Origin of the sequence: Marinobacter sp. UBA2688, assembly GCF_002352785.1 — a bacterium.
GTDB lineage: Bacteria > Pseudomonadota > Gammaproteobacteria > Pseudomonadales > Oleiphilaceae > Marinobacter > Marinobacter salarius.
This window is the reverse complement of the sequence record NZ_DELU01000026.1, coordinates 159,128-174,934: the sequence shown is the minus strand read 5'-3', so window position 1 is coordinate 174,934 and position 15,807 is coordinate 159,128. Positions and strand designations below refer to the sequence as shown.

12 protein-coding genes are annotated in these 15,807 nt (G+C 56.2%); 5 read left to right on the top strand and 7 right to left on the bottom strand.

Features of this window, described 5'->3' with window-relative positions:
• The first annotated feature begins 470 nt into the window (after positions 1–470).
• From uraD to B3M52_RS16230, 4 genes are all read left to right on the top strand, one after another.
• Positions 471–986 (top strand): 2-oxo-4-hydroxy-4-carboxy-5-ureidoimidazoline decarboxylase, encoded by a 516-nt coding sequence (gene uraD, locus B3M52_RS16245; protein WP_041334489.1) that lies wholly within the window; start codon positions 471–473, stop codon positions 984–986.
• Positions 987–1,125: 139 nt separating this feature from the next.
• Positions 1,126–4,737, top strand: a complete 3,612-nt coding sequence (locus tag B3M52_RS16240) for a CHASE domain-containing protein (RefSeq protein ID WP_075195328.1) — start codon at positions 1,126–1,128, stop codon at positions 4,735–4,737.
• Positions 4,738–4,745: 8 nt separating this feature from the next.
• The gene (locus B3M52_RS16235; RefSeq protein ID WP_075195327.1) at positions 4,746–5,657 is read left to right on the top strand and encodes a diguanylate cyclase; all 912 of its coding nucleotides are present in this window, start codon (positions 4,746–4,748) and stop codon (positions 5,655–5,657) included.
• Between the two features lie 40 nt (positions 5,658–5,697).
• On the top strand, positions 5,698–7,854 hold the full coding sequence (locus B3M52_RS16230) for an EAL domain-containing response regulator (RefSeq protein ID WP_178380778.1): 2,157 nt from the start codon (positions 5,698–5,700) through the stop codon (positions 7,852–7,854).
• 27 nt (positions 7,855–7,881) lie between these two features.
• Here B3M52_RS16230 and B3M52_RS16225 read toward each other — a convergent pair whose 3' ends face one another.
• On the bottom strand, positions 7,882–9,567 hold the full coding sequence (locus B3M52_RS16225; RefSeq protein WP_041336686.1) for a SulP family inorganic anion transporter: 1,686 nt from the start codon (positions 9,565–9,567) through the stop codon (positions 7,882–7,884).
• 218 nt (positions 9,568–9,785) lie between these two features.
• Here B3M52_RS16225 and B3M52_RS16220 point away from each other — a divergent pair, with 218 nt between their 5' ends.
• Positions 9,786–10,325 (top strand): cytochrome b, encoded by a 540-nt coding sequence (locus tag B3M52_RS16220; protein ID WP_036202834.1) that lies wholly within the window; start codon positions 9,786–9,788, stop codon positions 10,323–10,325.
• 43 nt (positions 10,326–10,368) lie between these two features.
• On the opposite strand, the gene B3M52_RS16215 is transcribed toward B3M52_RS16220, so the two are convergent.
• The 6 genes from B3M52_RS16215 to B3M52_RS16190 form a co-directional block, all read right to left on the bottom strand.
• Positions 10,369–10,623 (bottom strand): sulfurtransferase TusA family protein, encoded by a 255-nt coding sequence (locus B3M52_RS16215; RefSeq protein WP_051946750.1) that lies wholly within the window; start codon positions 10,621–10,623, stop codon positions 10,369–10,371.
• Positions 10,616–10,741 carry a hypothetical protein gene (locus B3M52_RS16210; RefSeq protein ID WP_036202841.1) on the bottom strand — a complete coding sequence of 42 codons (126 nt, stop codon included), beginning with the start codon at positions 10,739–10,741 and terminating at the stop codon, positions 10,616–10,618. Before B3M52_RS16210 ends, B3M52_RS16215 begins: the two co-directional genes overlap by 8 nt.
• Complete coding sequence (locus tag B3M52_RS16205) at positions 10,738–11,910, bottom strand: formate dehydrogenase subunit gamma (protein WP_075195325.1); 1,173 nt, start codon at positions 11,908–11,910, stop codon at positions 10,738–10,740. The genes B3M52_RS16210 and B3M52_RS16205 overlap by 4 nt, the downstream gene beginning before the upstream one ends.
• Before the next feature lie 85 nt (positions 11,911–11,995).
• Positions 11,996–12,604, bottom strand: a complete 609-nt coding sequence (gene fdh3B, locus B3M52_RS16200; RefSeq protein WP_007153241.1) for a formate dehydrogenase FDH3 subunit beta — start codon at positions 12,602–12,604, stop codon at positions 11,996–11,998.
• 15 nt (positions 12,605–12,619) lie between these two features.
• Positions 12,620–15,505: a formate dehydrogenase subunit alpha gene (locus B3M52_RS16195; protein ID WP_075195324.1), complete on the bottom strand. Its 2,886-nt coding sequence runs from the start codon at positions 15,503–15,505 to the stop codon at positions 12,620–12,622.
• An 86-nt stretch (positions 15,506–15,591) separates the two neighbouring features.
• Positions 15,592–15,780 (bottom strand): twin-arginine translocation signal domain-containing protein, encoded by a 189-nt coding sequence (locus B3M52_RS16190; protein ID WP_075195323.1) that lies wholly within the window; start codon positions 15,778–15,780, stop codon positions 15,592–15,594.
• Positions 15,781–15,807 lie beyond the last annotated feature (27 nt).

Genomic DNA, 15,807 nt, shown 5'->3' with positions numbered 1-15,807 from the left:
CGAGAAATGACCCCGTTTAGCCGAGCCTGATCCGCTCACGTGCCACCTTTTGGAGCTCCAGGCCATCGCTGGGGTTGGGGAAGGGGCAAAAAAAACCCGCCGGGAGGCGGGTAAAAACACACTGAGGCAAGTCGAGTGTGTTGCAGGAGGGCGGGTAAGGTTCGCAGATCGGATGTCACAACACCTCCCCGCCGTGGCCACGATGACCTGATCAAAGAGTAACATAATTCAATCATAAGTGAATACATAATATAGAAATATTGTATCCCATAAATTAATGAATGCCGTCTTTTGTGTATCTTTTGTGGCTTGGTGGTGGTGAGTGATCGCCATGCTGAAGCCAGAGATATTGCCGGCCTGCAAAAAGAATTGCCTCACATTGGCGTCTATGTTAATTGTATACGATATTCTGGTGTTTCGCTCTGAAGCGTGGGCGCCAATCGCATTCATTGAGGTATCAGGAGTAAACAATGAGCCGTTTTCGAACCCTGACTCCGTCCAGCCTTGGGCGCGAGGACTTCGTAGCCGCATTTGCGGACATCTATGAGCATTCACCGTGGGTAGCGGATAAAGCCTATGAGATGGGCATCGATGAGACATGTGATGAGGTCGAAAGCCTGCATGAGCGGATGGCCAACATCCTTCTCAGTGCGGATCGCGACACCCAGTTGGCCTTGATCAACGCCCACCCTGATCTCGCAGGCAAAGCCGCTATGCGTGGAGAGCTAACAGCCTCCAGTACGTCCGAGCAGGCCGGTGCCGGCATTCAGGATTGCAGCCCGGAAGAGTTTGAGCGCTTTGTCAGGCTGAATGAGGCGTACAAAGCCAAGTTTGGGTTTATTTTTGTGATGGCGGTGCGAGGTAGTAATCGACACCAGATACTGGCGTCGTTCGAAGAGCGCATTCACAACTCTCCCGAACAGGAATTTCAGCGTGCCCTGAGCGAGATCAATAAAATTGCCTTATTCCGCCTGCAAGCCATGTAGTGGGCGGGGCCCCGAACCTTTTGTGCATCTGGTTCAAAGTATAGATTTATTAGTCTTTTGAGACGTAGATCCTTTCGTGCTCACTCCGAAACTGAACTACACTTTATCGTGTTGTTCCTAACAGGATGTGGGCCGAGATATGTTCAACGCATGGAAGTCCTTTCAGTCACTGTCCTTACTTCATTGGGTGGCGATTTCCCTCTCGTTACTGCTTACCCTCACCGCCTGGCAGGTTTCGTCCCGAATTGCAGAGGAGAAGGCCGGGGAGCAGTTTGACCATCAGGTGAAACAGCTCAATGAACTGCTGCGGGACCGGATGCAGAAGTACGAATTTGCATTGATGTCCGGTGCCGGTGCTATCCGTGCCTCAGAGGGCGGCGTGAACCTGGAAATGTGGAAGCGCTTCAGCGAAGTGCTGGCGCTTCAGGAGCGTTTGCCGGGTATTAATGGTATCGGCGTTATTGAGCGTGTCTCCGCGGAAAATCTGGGCGACTATATCGCGGAAAAACAACTGGAGCGTTCCTACTTCCGGGTGCATCCTTCCCATGGTGGCGATGACTTCTGGCCCATTGTCTACATTGAGCCGGAGGCGTCTAATAACGCGGCCGTCGGGCTCGACATGGCTCATGAATCGAATCGATACCAGGCCGCGCTCAAAGCAATGCGAACCGGCCAAACCCAGATCACGGGCCCTATCGTATTGGTACAGGATGAAAAAAGAACACCAGGGTTCCTTTTCTTTCGGCCATTCTACCAATCCGCAGAGGTGCCACCGGCCGATCAACGTGAGTCATTGTTCAGCGGGCTGGTTTACGCACCCTTCATCATGTCGAAACTGATGGAAGGCACGCTCGCCAACGTCAACCGGCTTGTTCACTTTCGGGTTACGGACGGTGAATCCCGCCTGTACAGCGAACTCGATGAAACCCGTGGCGACAATTACGACCCTACTCCCATGTTCGAGACGTCTTACGTGATCGATATGTATGGTCGTCAGTGGCATTTCGATGTCCAGACTACCCGGCGTTTTGAAACGTTCAATGCCGGTAAGCAGCCCATTATCATTCTGGTCAGCGGCCTTGTTATCAATGCCCTGATTTTTCTGGTCTTTGCGCTCATGGCCAACGCTCGCCGCCGCGCCGAAAGTAAGGTTGTTGAGAAAACAGCTGAGCTGCAGGAAAGCCTGAATTTCATCAACACGCTGACTGACCACCTTCCATTAACCGTGTCTGTCTGGGACTCCCGACTCACGTGTCGTTTTATGAACGCCTACGGAGAACACTGGTTCCCGTTCAGTAAAGAAGCAGCCATTGGCCAGAATCTGGAGCAGATGCTTGGCCCAGACCTCGTCAAAGAGCGCAGCAAACATTATCAGCAGGCGCTGGAAGGGAAGAGCGTTCAGGCCAGTGCTTCGCTTGAAAACCGCAAGGGTGAGATCCGCGATGTTGTGGTCAGTTATCACCCGGTGACTTTGCAGGGTGAGCGGTGTTTCATGGCGACCACGATTGACGTAACCGATATCGTGCAGCGTGAAAAGGAGCTGGAAGTTCTGAACGCGGAACTCGAGGAACAGAAGCAGGAGGCGGAATCGGCGGTGACCGTCAAAACGGCCTTCCTTGCCAATATGAGCCACGAGATCCGCACACCCATGAACGCGATTATCGGTGTTCTGGTGTTGTTGCAGGAAGCCGGGTTGGAGGATCACCCACGGCGGCTCGTTAAGAAAGCCTTCTCGGCGTCTGAGGCACTCCTGCAACTTCTGAATGACATTCTTGATCTGTCCAAGATCGAAGCGGATCACATTGAGCTTGATATCCATCCATTTGATATCGATGCACTGGTTCACCGTAGCGTTGACCTGTTTGCCATTGTTGCGGAAGAAAAAGGCCTGAAACTCAGGGTGTCTATTGATCCCGCGACACCCAATCGTGTGTCGGGCGATCTGCTACGCATCTCCCAGATATGCACCAATCTTGTCGGTAATGCCGTCAAATTCACCCGCAAGGGCGGTATCGATGTCCGGATTGATTATCGGACTGAGAGTCAGGCAAGCGGCTATCTGCAAATTGAAGTTGTGGATACCGGTGTGGGTATCAAACCCGAGGATCAGGGGCGAATTTTTGAGAACTTCCGGCAAGCGGACGAATCCACGAGCCGGAATTTCGGTGGGACCGGGTTAGGCCTTGCCATTAGCCAAAGACTGGCACTATTGATGAAAGCGGAACTGACCCTGGAGAGCGACATTGGCAAGGGCTCGACTTTTCGGCTTTTAGTGCCTGTCGGTGTCTCACAGGATGATGGCACAGTAAGTTCCTCGAGGACGGGAAGGCCGATTCACGTCTTCCATTACGGTTTCCGTGCCAATCTGGCCTTGCTCGAGGATTATCGGGAGCATTGGCGCCTGACACTTGAAACCGTCGATGATATGACTCAATGGCCCGCTATCCTTGAGAGTATTGCGAAGGTTGAAGACGTCGAAGACAGGTTCTTCCTGATTGACATGGAAGGCACGGAACCGAGCCTGCTGGACGGTTTCGTGACCGAGCTCCTGACCGATCCCGGCAGGTACCCGCTCTGGGCCATACTGATCATTGCCTCTGCCGGCTATTGGCGGGACTGGGTGGCGGACTTCGAGCGTTCCGGCGGGCACATGGCCTTTGAGCCCCTGACGCCATCAAAGCTCTTCGAGCACTTTTCCCAAAGACATGGGAATAAGCCGGATTCGCGGGGAGGGGGCAAGCCCCAGTTTGACGGATTATCCGCGCTGGTGGTCGACGATGTGCCCTTGAACTGCGAAATTGTTGAGAGTTACCTGAGATCGTTTGGTGTCAATGTGCAGTCTGTCCAGACAGGGGACCAGGCCGTTGAGCGCTTGGGGCAGAGGGGCTTCGACCTTATACTGATGGATCTTCACCTGGACGGTGAAACCGGCCAGGAGGTGACCGAGCGGATCCATGGCTGTGCCAACGCAAATGACTCGATCATCGTTGCGCTCTCGGCCTCTATTTCCGATCACGACCGCATGACGGCCAAGGCGGCGGGAATGCAGGACTATCTCACCAAACCGGTGGTTCCCAAGGATATCCAGTTACTGCTGGAAACCTACTTTGAAGATCGTCGGTCAGTGGTTTACACGCCCGAGGTGTCCGACGAGAGTGAGGTATTCAACGACACGGAGGTGGCGGTAACGGACATGCCGGACTTTATTTCACGTCAGGCTTACGATCGTCTTTTCAGTGATGATCAAGCGTTGTTCACTCGGTGTGTCAGAAGCTTTATTGCCAGTTCCGCGGAGATGGTTGCTGATGTCCGGAAGGCAACGCTGGTGGAAGATGCCCGTCACATGGCGCACAAGATCAAGGGGGCCGCCGCCAGTATTGCCGATACAGAGCTTGCTGGAGTGGCTGGTCAGGTTGAGAACGCCCAGGAGGATCGTTTGTCGCTGTCTATGTTGCCCCGACTGCTCAACCTGCTTTCTGACCATAGCCGTCGCTTGGAACAACACTTCGACTTGAACGACTCTGGTGGTAATACCGCTAAAACCGACGCTGAGTTACAAACCGTGCTTTCTCGTGTAAAGACGAAACTGTGTGGCAATCGTATCGCTGAAGATGAAGATTTGAGGGTGATCTTGAATCACCTCATTGCCAGCGGCGAGATGAAACTGGCGAACCAACTGAGGCAAGCGTTGGAGGTCTATGACTTCCCGCTCGCACTCACACTATTGGACGATGTTCCACTGGAGGGATAGGCCAGACAATGAGTAATGAAGAACAGCCAGTTGTACTTGTTGTGGAAGATAATCCCACTGGTATCGCCAGTCTTGTGGGGATACTGGGGGCGGCCTGCGAACTCGTTGTTGCCAAGACGCTGGCAGAGGCAGAGCGATGCCTTTCGCCGGACATGGACCTTGTACTTCTTGACCTCTACCTGCCCGATGGCAACGGTATTGAGTTTCTTAAACGCTTGAAGTCGGACCCGCTCTACCAGGAACTGCCGGTGATCTGTATGTCCGCTTCCGACCAGAGCAGCGACATTGAAGAGGCGTTCAGGGAAGGCGCTATTGATTATGTCCTCAAACCTTTCAACAAGATCATTCTGAGTGCCAAGGTTTCAACCTTTGTTGATTTTAAGCGAAAGACGAATTTGCTGGCCGCCCAGGCGTTGCGGGATACACTGACCGGGATCGGCAACCGACGGATGTTTGAGCAGCAGTTGGACCTGGAGTGGCGGAGGGCGCTTCGACAGGAACTTTCCCTCGGCCTTGCTCTGGTGGATATGGACCATTTCAAAAGTATTAATGATCAACATGGGCACGCCCAGGGTGATGTTTGCCTGCAACTGCTGGCGACGTCCATGGAAAAGGCGTTCGGCCGTGCGGGCGATCTGGTGGCAAGACTCGGCGGCGATGAGTTTGTAGCAATGCTGCCCGGTGCCACGCTCAACAGTACGGTTCGGGCGGCCAAACGTCTGAAGGAGGTTCTGGCAAACGAACACGAAAAGTGTCGCCGCAGTGGGCAGGATTGCCCTGGCTTTTCAGTGTCAGTCGGTTGCTACGCTGTCGTTCCTCACAAAGGGACGAATGCTTCAGAGTTGAAGGAAGCAGCGGATCAGTATCTTTATGAAGCAAAGAGGGAAGGGGGGCGTAGCTGTGTCAGACCTGCTATCTAAGCTGGACCGAGACGACTCGATAGGAACGCGCCTCTTTCAGGTGAAACCCAAGATCATGGTCGTGGATGACGAACCCACCAATATACGCGTGTTGTCGGATGCACTGAAAAACGATCATGACATTATCGTGGCCACCAGTGCGAAACAGGCGTTGGGGCTTCTCGATAGGGGAGAACGTCCTCATTTATTGCTACTGGATATCATGATGCCAGACATGGATGGTCTGGAAATGTGTCGACGGCTGAAGATGCGTCAGGAACTTCAGCACATTCCGGTTATCTTCATCACGGCGCTCATTGACACAGACAGTGAGGAAAAGGGATTTGAGGTGGGGGCTGTGGATTTTATTCGTAAGCCAATCAGCATCCCCTCCGTGCGGGCAAGAGTGCGCACGCACATTTCCCTGAAAGGCATGCTCGATCATATGGTCGAGCTCAATCAAACGTTAAACGAAAGATTGCATCAGTCGGACCAGTTGAACTGGCGCTTGATGCAGGAGCAGAAACGGGGCCGTGCCGCTGACTCAACGAACCTCTATGAGCAGGCCTTCATGTCGACCTCGGAAGGTATCGCGGTGCTTGATCACGAGGGCAAAATCACCGCAGTGAACCCCTCCTACAGCCGCATTACCGGTTACTCCGAAGACGAAGCGTTAGGTCGTTATCATGACGTTCTTGATGTGCGCGTGGATAAGCGCCATAACAGCACCAGTATCCTGGACTATCTGGGGGTACATAATCACTGGTCGGGGGAGATCTACAACCGCAGAAGGAATGGCGAGGTTTATCCGGAGCTGAGAACGATCAGCACCATAAGGGCCGAGGACGGCCAGGTGACCCACTACGTGACGGTCTTCAACGATATCACCAACCTGAAAGAAACCGAGCAGCGATTGGAAGAGCTGACCTGGCGTGACCCCGTTACCGGGTTCCCCAACCGGGCGCTTTTCCTGGACCAGCTGAGTACCGTGCTGAAGTTGTGTCATCACGGTGGCATGGCCACTGCGGTGATCGTTGTTGATATCAACAACTTCCGATATGTAAACGAGACCTTTGGTTTCGACTGCGGTGATATTGTCATTCAGACATTTGCCGAGAGGCTCAGGAATGCCTGCCATGAAGACGACTCCATCGCTCGTCTGTCGGGCGATGAGTTTGGAATCGTGCTGGCACCAAAGCAGTGGACGTTGGATGAAGCCTATCGGATAGCCCTGCAGGTGTTCGAGCGTATTCAGGAGTCTCTACGGGAACCCGTGCCTTATCGCTCGGAAGGGGTGTTGACGATAGAGGCAACCGGTGGCATTGCGCTGTACCCAACAGAAAGCTCCGACATGCCTTCCCTGGCTTTACGCCATGCCGAAACGGCGCACCGAAATGCCAAGGACTCGAACCGGGCTGTTGCGGTGTTTGAAGATTCCATGAGCGAGAATATCCGGCGGCAGATGGCGGTGGAGTCGGAACTGGCCCGAGCGATTACCGAGAACGAAATTGCAATGTATGCTCAATCTCAGCATAGCCCGGACCGGAAACTGGCGGGCATCGAACTTCTGGTTCGCTGGGATCATCCGGAAAGAGGGTTGTTGGGGCCCGGCGAATTTATTCCTTTTGCCGAGCGAACCCGGCAGATTGTCGCCCTGGAGCGCCATATCGTTCGCGTGTGCCTGGGAATGTTGGCTCAGATGAGAGCAGATTCGCGAAAGCTCCGCTGCTCAATCAATATTTCCGCCAAGCACATGGCGGAAGAGGATTTTGCTGAGGCGATCCTCGGTTTGGTTGCAGACTCGGGTTACCCGCCCGCGCTGATTACGTTCGAGCTGACGGAAAGCGTGATGGTGAAAGATGTGGACGCCGTTGTCGAAAAGATGGAGAAGATACGGAACCTCGGCTGCACGTTCTCGCTGGACGATTTCGGAACAGGTTATTCCTCGCTTTCCCAATTGCGCCGATTGCCCATATCGGAAATCAAGATTGACCGGTCGTTTGTGCTTTCGGCGTTGAACGATTCCACGTCCGCCGATATCGTCGATATGGTGAAACGTATAGGTGAATCCATGAATGTTCGAGTTGTGGCGGAGGGAGTGGAAACGCAAGAACATGCTGATTTCCTGAAAACCCACCATCCGGGGGTGTATTTACAGGGGTACTTCTTTGGGCGCCCGGCACCGTTATGGACCTTTTTCGTCGAGAAGTCGCACTGAACGCTGCGTCTGAGATGGCCCCGGCTTCTACGTCAATGCCTCAATCGCTTTCGCGTCGGTCGCGAAAATATTCTCCTCTTTGATCAGTTGGGCCAGCCCTGTCCTTGAAAGGGCCTCCCTCAACGGAAGTTTTGGGCCGGACAGGTAGAGGGTAATGCCTCTTGCATCCAGAAAGGACCAGATGTCCTGCAGGGTATCCAGGCCAGTAGAGTCGACCTGATTCAGGGAGGATGCAGAAATCAGCACGGTTCTCAAATCCGGGGCGGCATCCACTCGCTTGCGGATGGAGCGCTCCAGAACCGGTGCCGTCAGGTAAGTGAGTGAGGCGTCCATACGCACCCCGAGAACCCCCTCGGCAATGGGCGGCAGTTGGTAAAGATGTCGGTCACGAAACCCACCTGACTCATGAACCCCCAGCTCAATGATTCGCGGCACGGCATGATGATGAAGGAAGGCGAGCAAAGACGCCGCTATGCCCGCCAGAATTCCCCAGTACAGGTTTGGCACGGTGACCAGTGTCACCACCAGGGTGACGAGAGCTACCATGCCATCCTTGGGGTTTTCACGGCTCAATCGGGTAAGCGAGCGGACATCAATCAGCCGGGTGACGGGCACGATGATGATGGCGGCGAGGATCGCGGTCGGCAGGTGATACAGGAGCTCGGTAAACCCGAAAAGAGAGATCAGCACGAGCAGTGAGGCGATCAGGGACGCCCTCGCGGTCTTCGCTCCACTGTAGGCGTTCAGCGCCGTGCGGGAGAACGAACCGCTGACAGGAAAGGCACCGCTGAAGCCGCTGGCCATTTTGGCCAGACCCTGACCGATTAACTCCTGATTCCGGTCCCACGGTTCTCCTGTTATTCGCGACATGGTGCGGCAACTGGACATCGCTTCGGTAAAGCTGATCAGTGCAATGATCGCAGCGGGCAGCAGAAGCGCCAGGTGCTGGTCAACGGAGAGTGTCAGAGGCAATGAAGGCTGGGGAAGTCCGCTTCCGACCGGACCGATGACCGAGCCGCCAAGCTCTCCAAATCCCAGCAGATAACTGCCGGCGATGCCAATCAGTGTAACGACCATCACCGCAGGCAGGCGCGCGGTCAATTTTCCGAGTAGCAGCAACGCTGCCACGCCACCGAGGCCGAACCCGGCGGTTGCGACCAGCCGCCAGGGGGCGTGTTGCCATTCCTGCCAGAGAGTGGATAGCCAGTTTCCGCCGGCGCCTGTATCGAAGCCCAGTAGGGCAGGGATCTGTGAAACGATAATGATGACGGCAGCCGCATTCACGAATCCCTGAACGACAGCGTTCGAGATCAGGTTGGCAAGAATGCCCATGCGGAACGCGCCCATAAGAAACTGCATGAGCCCGGAATAGAGGGCGAGCCATATGGCCATCACCACCCATTCCGGGGACCCCGCTTCGGCCAACGGTTGCAGCGCCGCGAAGGTCAGCAGGCTGGTTAATGCCACAGGCCCGACCGCAAGCAGTGACGATGAACCGAACAATGCCCCAACAATGCCCGGCAGCAGTGCCGCGTAGAGACCGGTAACGGGCGGCATCCCCGCGAGTTGGGCGTATGCCAGGGCCTGGGGGATCAGTACCAACCCGACCGTGATGCCGGCAATGGCGTCCGCCCGGTTCTGCCGTCTCGTGGGTCTGGCCCATGTCAGGAAGGGGAAGAGCCTGACGATCAGTTTACTTGAGGATGCCCGCATAACAATTCCAATTGGCAACGTGTCGGTGTAACGCACGTATCCGGTCCGGCTCTCCATTTAAGGGGCTTTGATAACCGTATAGCACATTACCAGCATCGGGATAGAGAAAGTAGAATTCGACTCAATGATCTATGCTGTCATTAGGCTGCATGGCACCGCCTCTGGCCTCTGCTGGCCTCTGGAGAGTGCACGAATAAATTCGCTGATGGAGAAGGCGTATGCAACAGATCCAGAAATACCCCGCGGGCTGGCGGGTACTGCATTGGGTAATGGCGCTGATGGTCCTGACGTTGATACCCGTCGGGCTCTGGATGGCGTCGCGTGCGGAAGCTGATATCTGGGGGGCGCTGACGAATACCTTGTACAGTGGGCACAAAGCCATAGGTTTTACCGTGCTCCTACTGATGATCCTGCGGATCGTCGTCAAGATACGGGTAAAAAGCCCACCCTATCCCGAGAGCATGCCCCGCACATTGCAGATTGCAGCCAAGAGCATGCACCACCTGATCTACGTCATGTTGGTGGTTACGCCTTTGTTTGGCTGGGCCGGTGTGACGGCGTATCCGGCTTTGGGCATCGTGGGCGATGTCAGACTGCCCGCCATGCCTTTTGTGCCGGAGGACAAGGAATTGGCTGGGAGCCTGTTTGCGATACATGGGTGGCTCGCCATAACGTTGGGGGTGCTGGTCGCAGGCCATATCGCGGCGGCCTTTCGTCATATGCTCCGTGGGGATGGTATTTTCCGCCGGATGGTTTGAGTTGGCATGCGAGGACCGCAGCCGGCCTGTTCCGGTGCGATCGCTAAGCCAGGCAGATGCGGTACCGAAGCACCCCGGCATCCTCCTCACGGACCCATTCAATCCGGTGCCCGGTCAGCTCGCACAGCACCTGTAAATCCCGACGACCGCTGGGATCATCGGCCAGGAAGTCAACCTGCGTGCCGCTGGGAAGGCCCTGGGTGCGCTTCTTAAAACGCAGAACGGGCAGTGGGCATACCAAACCGATGGCATCGATCTGGTAAACCTCTGTTTCATGCATCTGGGACTGTTCAGTCAAGCCGCACATTCTCACTGCTGGTTTGCGTGGCGGAGGACCACCCGAACTGGTCAAGAACGGGCGGGGCGGCAAAGGCAATCACCAGCGCCGCGACAAACGCTGAAATCATGACTTTCACGATGACCCTCCTTTACCCTGTTTGGCTTCAACCTCGGCCACCCACAGATCGTGGTGCTGGCGCGCCCACTCCACATCAACCTGGCCGTTACCCATGGCATCGAAGGCGCCTTCCATGCCAACCGAGCCAATATAAATGTGGGCAATGATGGCCAGCATCATCACGAATGCGACAATCGAGTGCCAGAGGTTGGCGTATTGCATCTCTTCGTGGGGCGCCAGATCGGTCGGGAAGCTGGTACCCAGAACACTGTTCATGATGCCGAAGGTATCGGCAAACATGGGGATCTGAAACGGGAACAGCAGCGACAGCCCGGAAAGGGACACTGAGACGCCCAGCACCATCACGGTCCAGAAAATGATCTTCTGGCCGGCGTTGAATTTCTTCGCGGACGGATGGCTCTTGGTAAAGATACCGCCGCCGGCCTTGAGCCATTGCCAGTCCAGCTTGTTGGGAATGTTGTGGGCCACCCACATGACAAACGTCATCACCAGCCCCAGCATGAACGCCCATGCAACGTTATTGTGGACCCACTTGGAGCCGGCAGCCAGGGTGGCAAAGGCGTCGGCCCCCATGACCGGGATCAGGAAGCTTCGCCCCATCAGGGTGACCAGCCCGGTCAGGCCCAGGGCGATAAACGAGCCTGCCAGCAGCCAATGGCCGAACCGCTCGACGGCTTTGAACCGTTCAATTGTAGTGCCCGCAGGGCCGCCTTCGATTTTGATCCTGCCGCGAATGAGATAGAACACCACCAGCAATGCGATGAAGCCCAGAATGGCACCGCCGCCGTAGGTGATGACCGGCCCTTCACGCAACTGGTACCAGCGCATGCCGCCGTCCTGGATCAGAACATCGGCCGCCGGGTTGCGAACCTGGGTTTCAATGTCGATGTTGTCGTAGCGAATGCCGCGCCAGGCATCAGCATCGGAACGCCCGCCACGGGTGCCCAGTGGCTCGTTGATCGGTGCCGCGTTGGCGGGATTACCTGTTTCTTTGGAACGGGATTCCCCGTCAGCTTTCAGTCTTTCCTGCCGGGCCATGATGTCTTCGAGGGTTTGGCCGCCCCCGGTAGACATCTGGTCAGACTCGGGAACGTCCTGCGCCCACACAGGGTTGAAGACCAATGTCGCCAGCACAAAAACGGCGGCACCGAATAGTTTACAGTTCATGAAAGCACTCCAGCGGAATGAACAAAAAGAATCCGTTGCCTTAACGAATGCCGGGGCCCCAGGGCCCCGGAAACATCCAATGGGCTTACGCGCCCTTCTTCTCGTAGGCTGTGCCCCATCCCCAGGCGCCTGAACCAAAACCACGGTTCACCACACGCTGGCGGTAGATGTCCGCTACCTCGTTGCCGTCACCGGCCAACAAGGCTTTGGTGGAGCACATTTCCGCACAGATCGGCAGCTTGCCCTCCGCAATACGGTTGCGCCCGTACTTGGAGAACTCCGCTGTGGAGTTGTCTTCTTCCGGACCGCCCGCACAGAACGTGCATTTGTCCATCTTGCCACGGCTGCCAAAGTTGCCCGCTTGCGGGAACTGAGGGGCGCCGAATGGGCAAGCGTAGAAACAATACCCACAACCAATGCACAGATCCTTGGAGTGCAAAACCACACCGTCTTCGGTCTGGTAGAAGCAATCCACGGGGCAGACGGCCATACAGGGCGCGTCTGAACAGTGCATGCAGGCTACCGAGATCGAACGCTCACCGGGCTTGCCATCTTCAATGGTCACCACGCGTCGACGGTTGATGCCCCAGGGGACTTCATGCTCATTCTTGCAGGCCGTTACGCAGGCATTACACTCGATGCAGCGTTCGGCATCGCAAAGGAATTTCGCTCTTGCTTGTCCTTCAATGGCCATGATCTACACCTCTTGTTATGCCGGCATAATCGAACACAGGGTGCACTTGGTCTCTTGCATCTGTGTGACCGAGTCATACCCGTATGTTTGAACTGTGTTGGTGGATTCACCCAATACGTAGGGGTCGGAGCCTTTCGGATACTTGTCCCTCAGATCCTTGCCCTCCAGGTGTCCGCCGAAGTGGAACGGCATGAAGGCTACGCCCTCGCCGACCCGTTCGGTCACCATGGCCTTGACTTTGATGCGTGCGCCTTCCGGGCCAGACACCCAGACATCCTTACCGTCACGAATGTTCATGTTGTTCGCATCACGCGGATTCACTTCAATGAACATGTCTTGCTGCAATTCCGCCAGCCACGGGTTGGACCGGGTCTCGTCACCACCACCTTCATACTCAACCAGTCGGCCTGAGGTCAGAATGATGGGGAAGTCCTTGCTGAAGTCCTTCTTCTGGATGGACTCGTACAGGGTCGGGACACGCCAGAAGGTTTTGTCCTCGTAGGTCGGATAGTCCTCCACCAGGTCTCGGCGGTTGGTATAGAGGGGTTCGCGATGAAGCGGCACGGGGTCCGGGAAGTTCCAGACGATGGCGCGGGCCTTGGCGTTACCAAAGGGCGCGCACTCGTGTTTGATCGCAACACGCTGGATGCCGCCAGACAGGTCGGTTTTCCAGTTGGTTTCGGGGCCGGCAACGGCATCAATGCTGGCCCGCTCTTCGGCCGTCAGGTCGCCATCCCAGCCCAGGTCCATCAGCATCTGCATGGTGAATTCCGGATACCCGTCCTTGATCTCGGAGTTTTTCGAGTAAACGCCGTCCGCCAGCAGGTTTTCGCCGTTGCGTTCAACGCCAAAGCGGGCACGGAAGGTAAGGCCACCTTTGGACACCGGCAAAGACATGTCATAGAGCACGTGTGTGCCCGGATGGTTCATTTCCGGTGTGCCCCAGGATGGCCATGGCAGGCCGTAGATATCACCATCGCAGGGGCCACCCACCGCACGCAGTGTGGTCTTGTCGAAGTGGTGCTGGTTGGCCATGTGCTTTTTCAGCCGCTCTGGCGACTGACCGGTGTAGCCGATGGTCCACATGCCACGGTTGAATTCACGGGTGATGTCCTCGACGACCGGTTCATTGCCTTCAATGGCGATATTGCGGAACATGCGATCGGTGAAACCGAACTTGTCCGCAAACAGCTTCATGATTTCGTGGTCGACCTTGGAGTCGAACAGCGGCTCAACGACCTTTTCACGCCACTGGAGCGATCGGTTGGAAGCGGTGACCGAGCCCGATGTCTCGAACTGTGTGGTCGCCGGCAACAGGTAAGCGCCCTCCTTACGGTCGTGCAGCACTGCAGACACGGTGGGGAAGGGGTCCACCACGACCAGCAGGTCGAGTTTCTCCATGGCTTCCTTCATTTCCAGCATCCGGGTCTGGGAGTTCGGCGCGTGGCCCCACAGCACCATAGCCCGGGTGTTGTCGGGCTGCTCCAGGTTTTCCTTGGCTTCCAGAACGCCGTCAATCCAGCGCGATACGGGTATGCCTTTCTCGTTCATCATGGCTCTGGATTTCCCGTCCTTGTCCCACACGGCAAAACGCCCCTTGAGCCAATCCAGGTCCTCTTCCCAGACGCGGGCCCAATGAGCCCAGGAGCCAGCGGCCAGCCCATAGTAGCCGGGCAGGGTATCGGCCAATACACCCAGGTCAGTGGCGCCCTGAACGTTGTCGTGGCCACGGAAGATGTTGGTGCCGCCGCCAGCAGCGCCCATGTTGCCCAGTGCCAGTTGCAGCACACAGTAGGCGCGGGTGTTGTTGTTGCCGTTGGTGTGCTGGGTACCACCCATGCACCAGATGACCGTGCCAGGGCGGTTATTCGCCAGGGTACGAGCGACGCGCTCAAGCTGTGCTCCAGGCACACCGGTTACACGCTCGACTTCCTCAGGGTTCCATTTCTTTACTTCCTGCCGGATGTCGTCCATGCCGTACACGCGGGTGCGGATGAACTCCTTGTCTTCCCAGCTGTTCTCAAAGATGTGCCACAACAGGCCCCAGACCAGCGCGACGTCTGAGCCCGGACGAAACCGTACATACTCGTCCGCGTGCGCGGCGGTGCGGGTGAAGCGAGGGTCGCAGACAATCAGCGGCGCGTTGTTCTCTTCCTTGGCTTTGAGAAGATGCAGCAGCGACACCGGGTGCGCTTCCGCAGGGTTACCACCGATCAGGAAGATCGCTTTCGAGTTGTGGATATCGTTGTACGAATTGGTCATCGCACCGTAGCCCCAGGTGTTGGCTACGCCGGCAACCGTGGTCGAATGGCAGATCCGGGCCTGGTGATCAACGTTGTTGGTACCCCAGTAGGCAGCGAATTTGCGGAAAAGGTAGGATTGCTCATTGTTGAACTTTGCGCTTCCCAGCCAGTAGACTGAATCTGGACCGCTTTCCTCCCGGATCTGTAGCATCTTGTCGCCGATCTCGTTGATCGCTTCGTCCCAGGAGATTTTCTGCCACTGTCCGCCGACCATTTTCATCGGGTACTTGAGACGGCGTTCGCCGTGAGCGTGTTCACGTACTGAGGCGCCTTTTGCACAGTGCGCACCCAGGTTGAAGGGGCTGTCCCAACCAGGCTCCTGCCCGATCCAGGTGCCATTCTGGACTTCAGCCTCGACCGTGCAGCCAACCGAGCAGTGGGTACACACGGACTTTTTGCGAACAATTTTCCCACCTTCCGTCGATGGGGTAGCGGCCTCAACGCGGCCGGATGTTAGTGACAGAGCTGCCAGACCACCCACTGTGACACCGGAGGCGGCCAGGAAACCACGGCGATCCATGGTTTTGGCAGCGAGGGATGAAAGTAAAGAACCAGCACGGGGGCCTTTCGCTACCCCGTTGGTTTTCTTTCTTAACATGTCAATTACCTCTCTCTTTTTATTCTCGTTTTACGGAGGTGTGGCCATTCAAGAGCCTTTCGCAACCTTGAATGACACACGCTTCCTTAAAAGCGAGCCGATTCGAAGTACTTACGTGTGTGTTCAGTGTCACGCAGACCGCTGCTTTTCGGGGCTTCTTTCACCACCTCGGCTGCGGCGTTGGGGGAGACTGCCAGCGCAACAGCCGCAGGCGCTGCAGCTGCTGCCACCTTCAAGAAACGGCGGCGGCTGTTTTCACGTTTCGGGTTGTCCATTGGACACCTCCACCTGAGTTAAGGGAC

What these genes read in the sequence shown, in the direction of transcription:
- B3M52_RS16190 (WP_075195323.1), bottom strand. Translation starts at nt 15,780, where the DNA reads ATGGACAACCCGAAACGTGAAAACAGCCGCCGCCGTTTCTTGAAGGTG.
- B3M52_RS16240 (WP_075195328.1), top strand. Translation starts at nt 1,126, where the DNA reads ATGTTCAACGCATGGAAGTCCTTTCAGTCACTGTCCTTACTTCATTGG.
- B3M52_RS16225 (WP_041336686.1), bottom strand. Translation starts at nt 9,567, where the DNA reads ATGCGGGCATCCTCAAGTAAACTGATCGTCAGGCTCTTCCCCTTCCTG.
- B3M52_RS16220 (WP_036202834.1), top strand. Translation starts at nt 9,786, where the DNA reads ATGCAACAGATCCAGAAATACCCCGCGGGCTGGCGGGTACTGCATTGG.
- B3M52_RS16235 (WP_075195327.1), top strand. Translation starts at nt 4,746, where the DNA reads ATGAGTAATGAAGAACAGCCAGTTGTACTTGTTGTGGAAGATAATCCC.
- uraD (WP_041334489.1), top strand. Translation starts at nt 471, where the DNA reads ATGAGCCGTTTTCGAACCCTGACTCCGTCCAGCCTTGGGCGCGAGGAC.
- B3M52_RS16205 (WP_075195325.1), bottom strand. Translation starts at nt 11,910, where the DNA reads ATGAACTGTAAACTATTCGGTGCCGCCGTTTTTGTGCTGGCGACATTG.
- B3M52_RS16195 (WP_075195324.1), bottom strand. Translation starts at nt 15,505, where the DNA reads ATGTTAAGAAAGAAAACCAACGGGGTAGCGAAAGGCCCCCGTGCTGGT.
- fdh3B (WP_007153241.1), bottom strand. Translation starts at nt 12,604, where the DNA reads ATGGCCATTGAAGGACAAGCAAGAGCGAAATTCCTTTGCGATGCCGAA.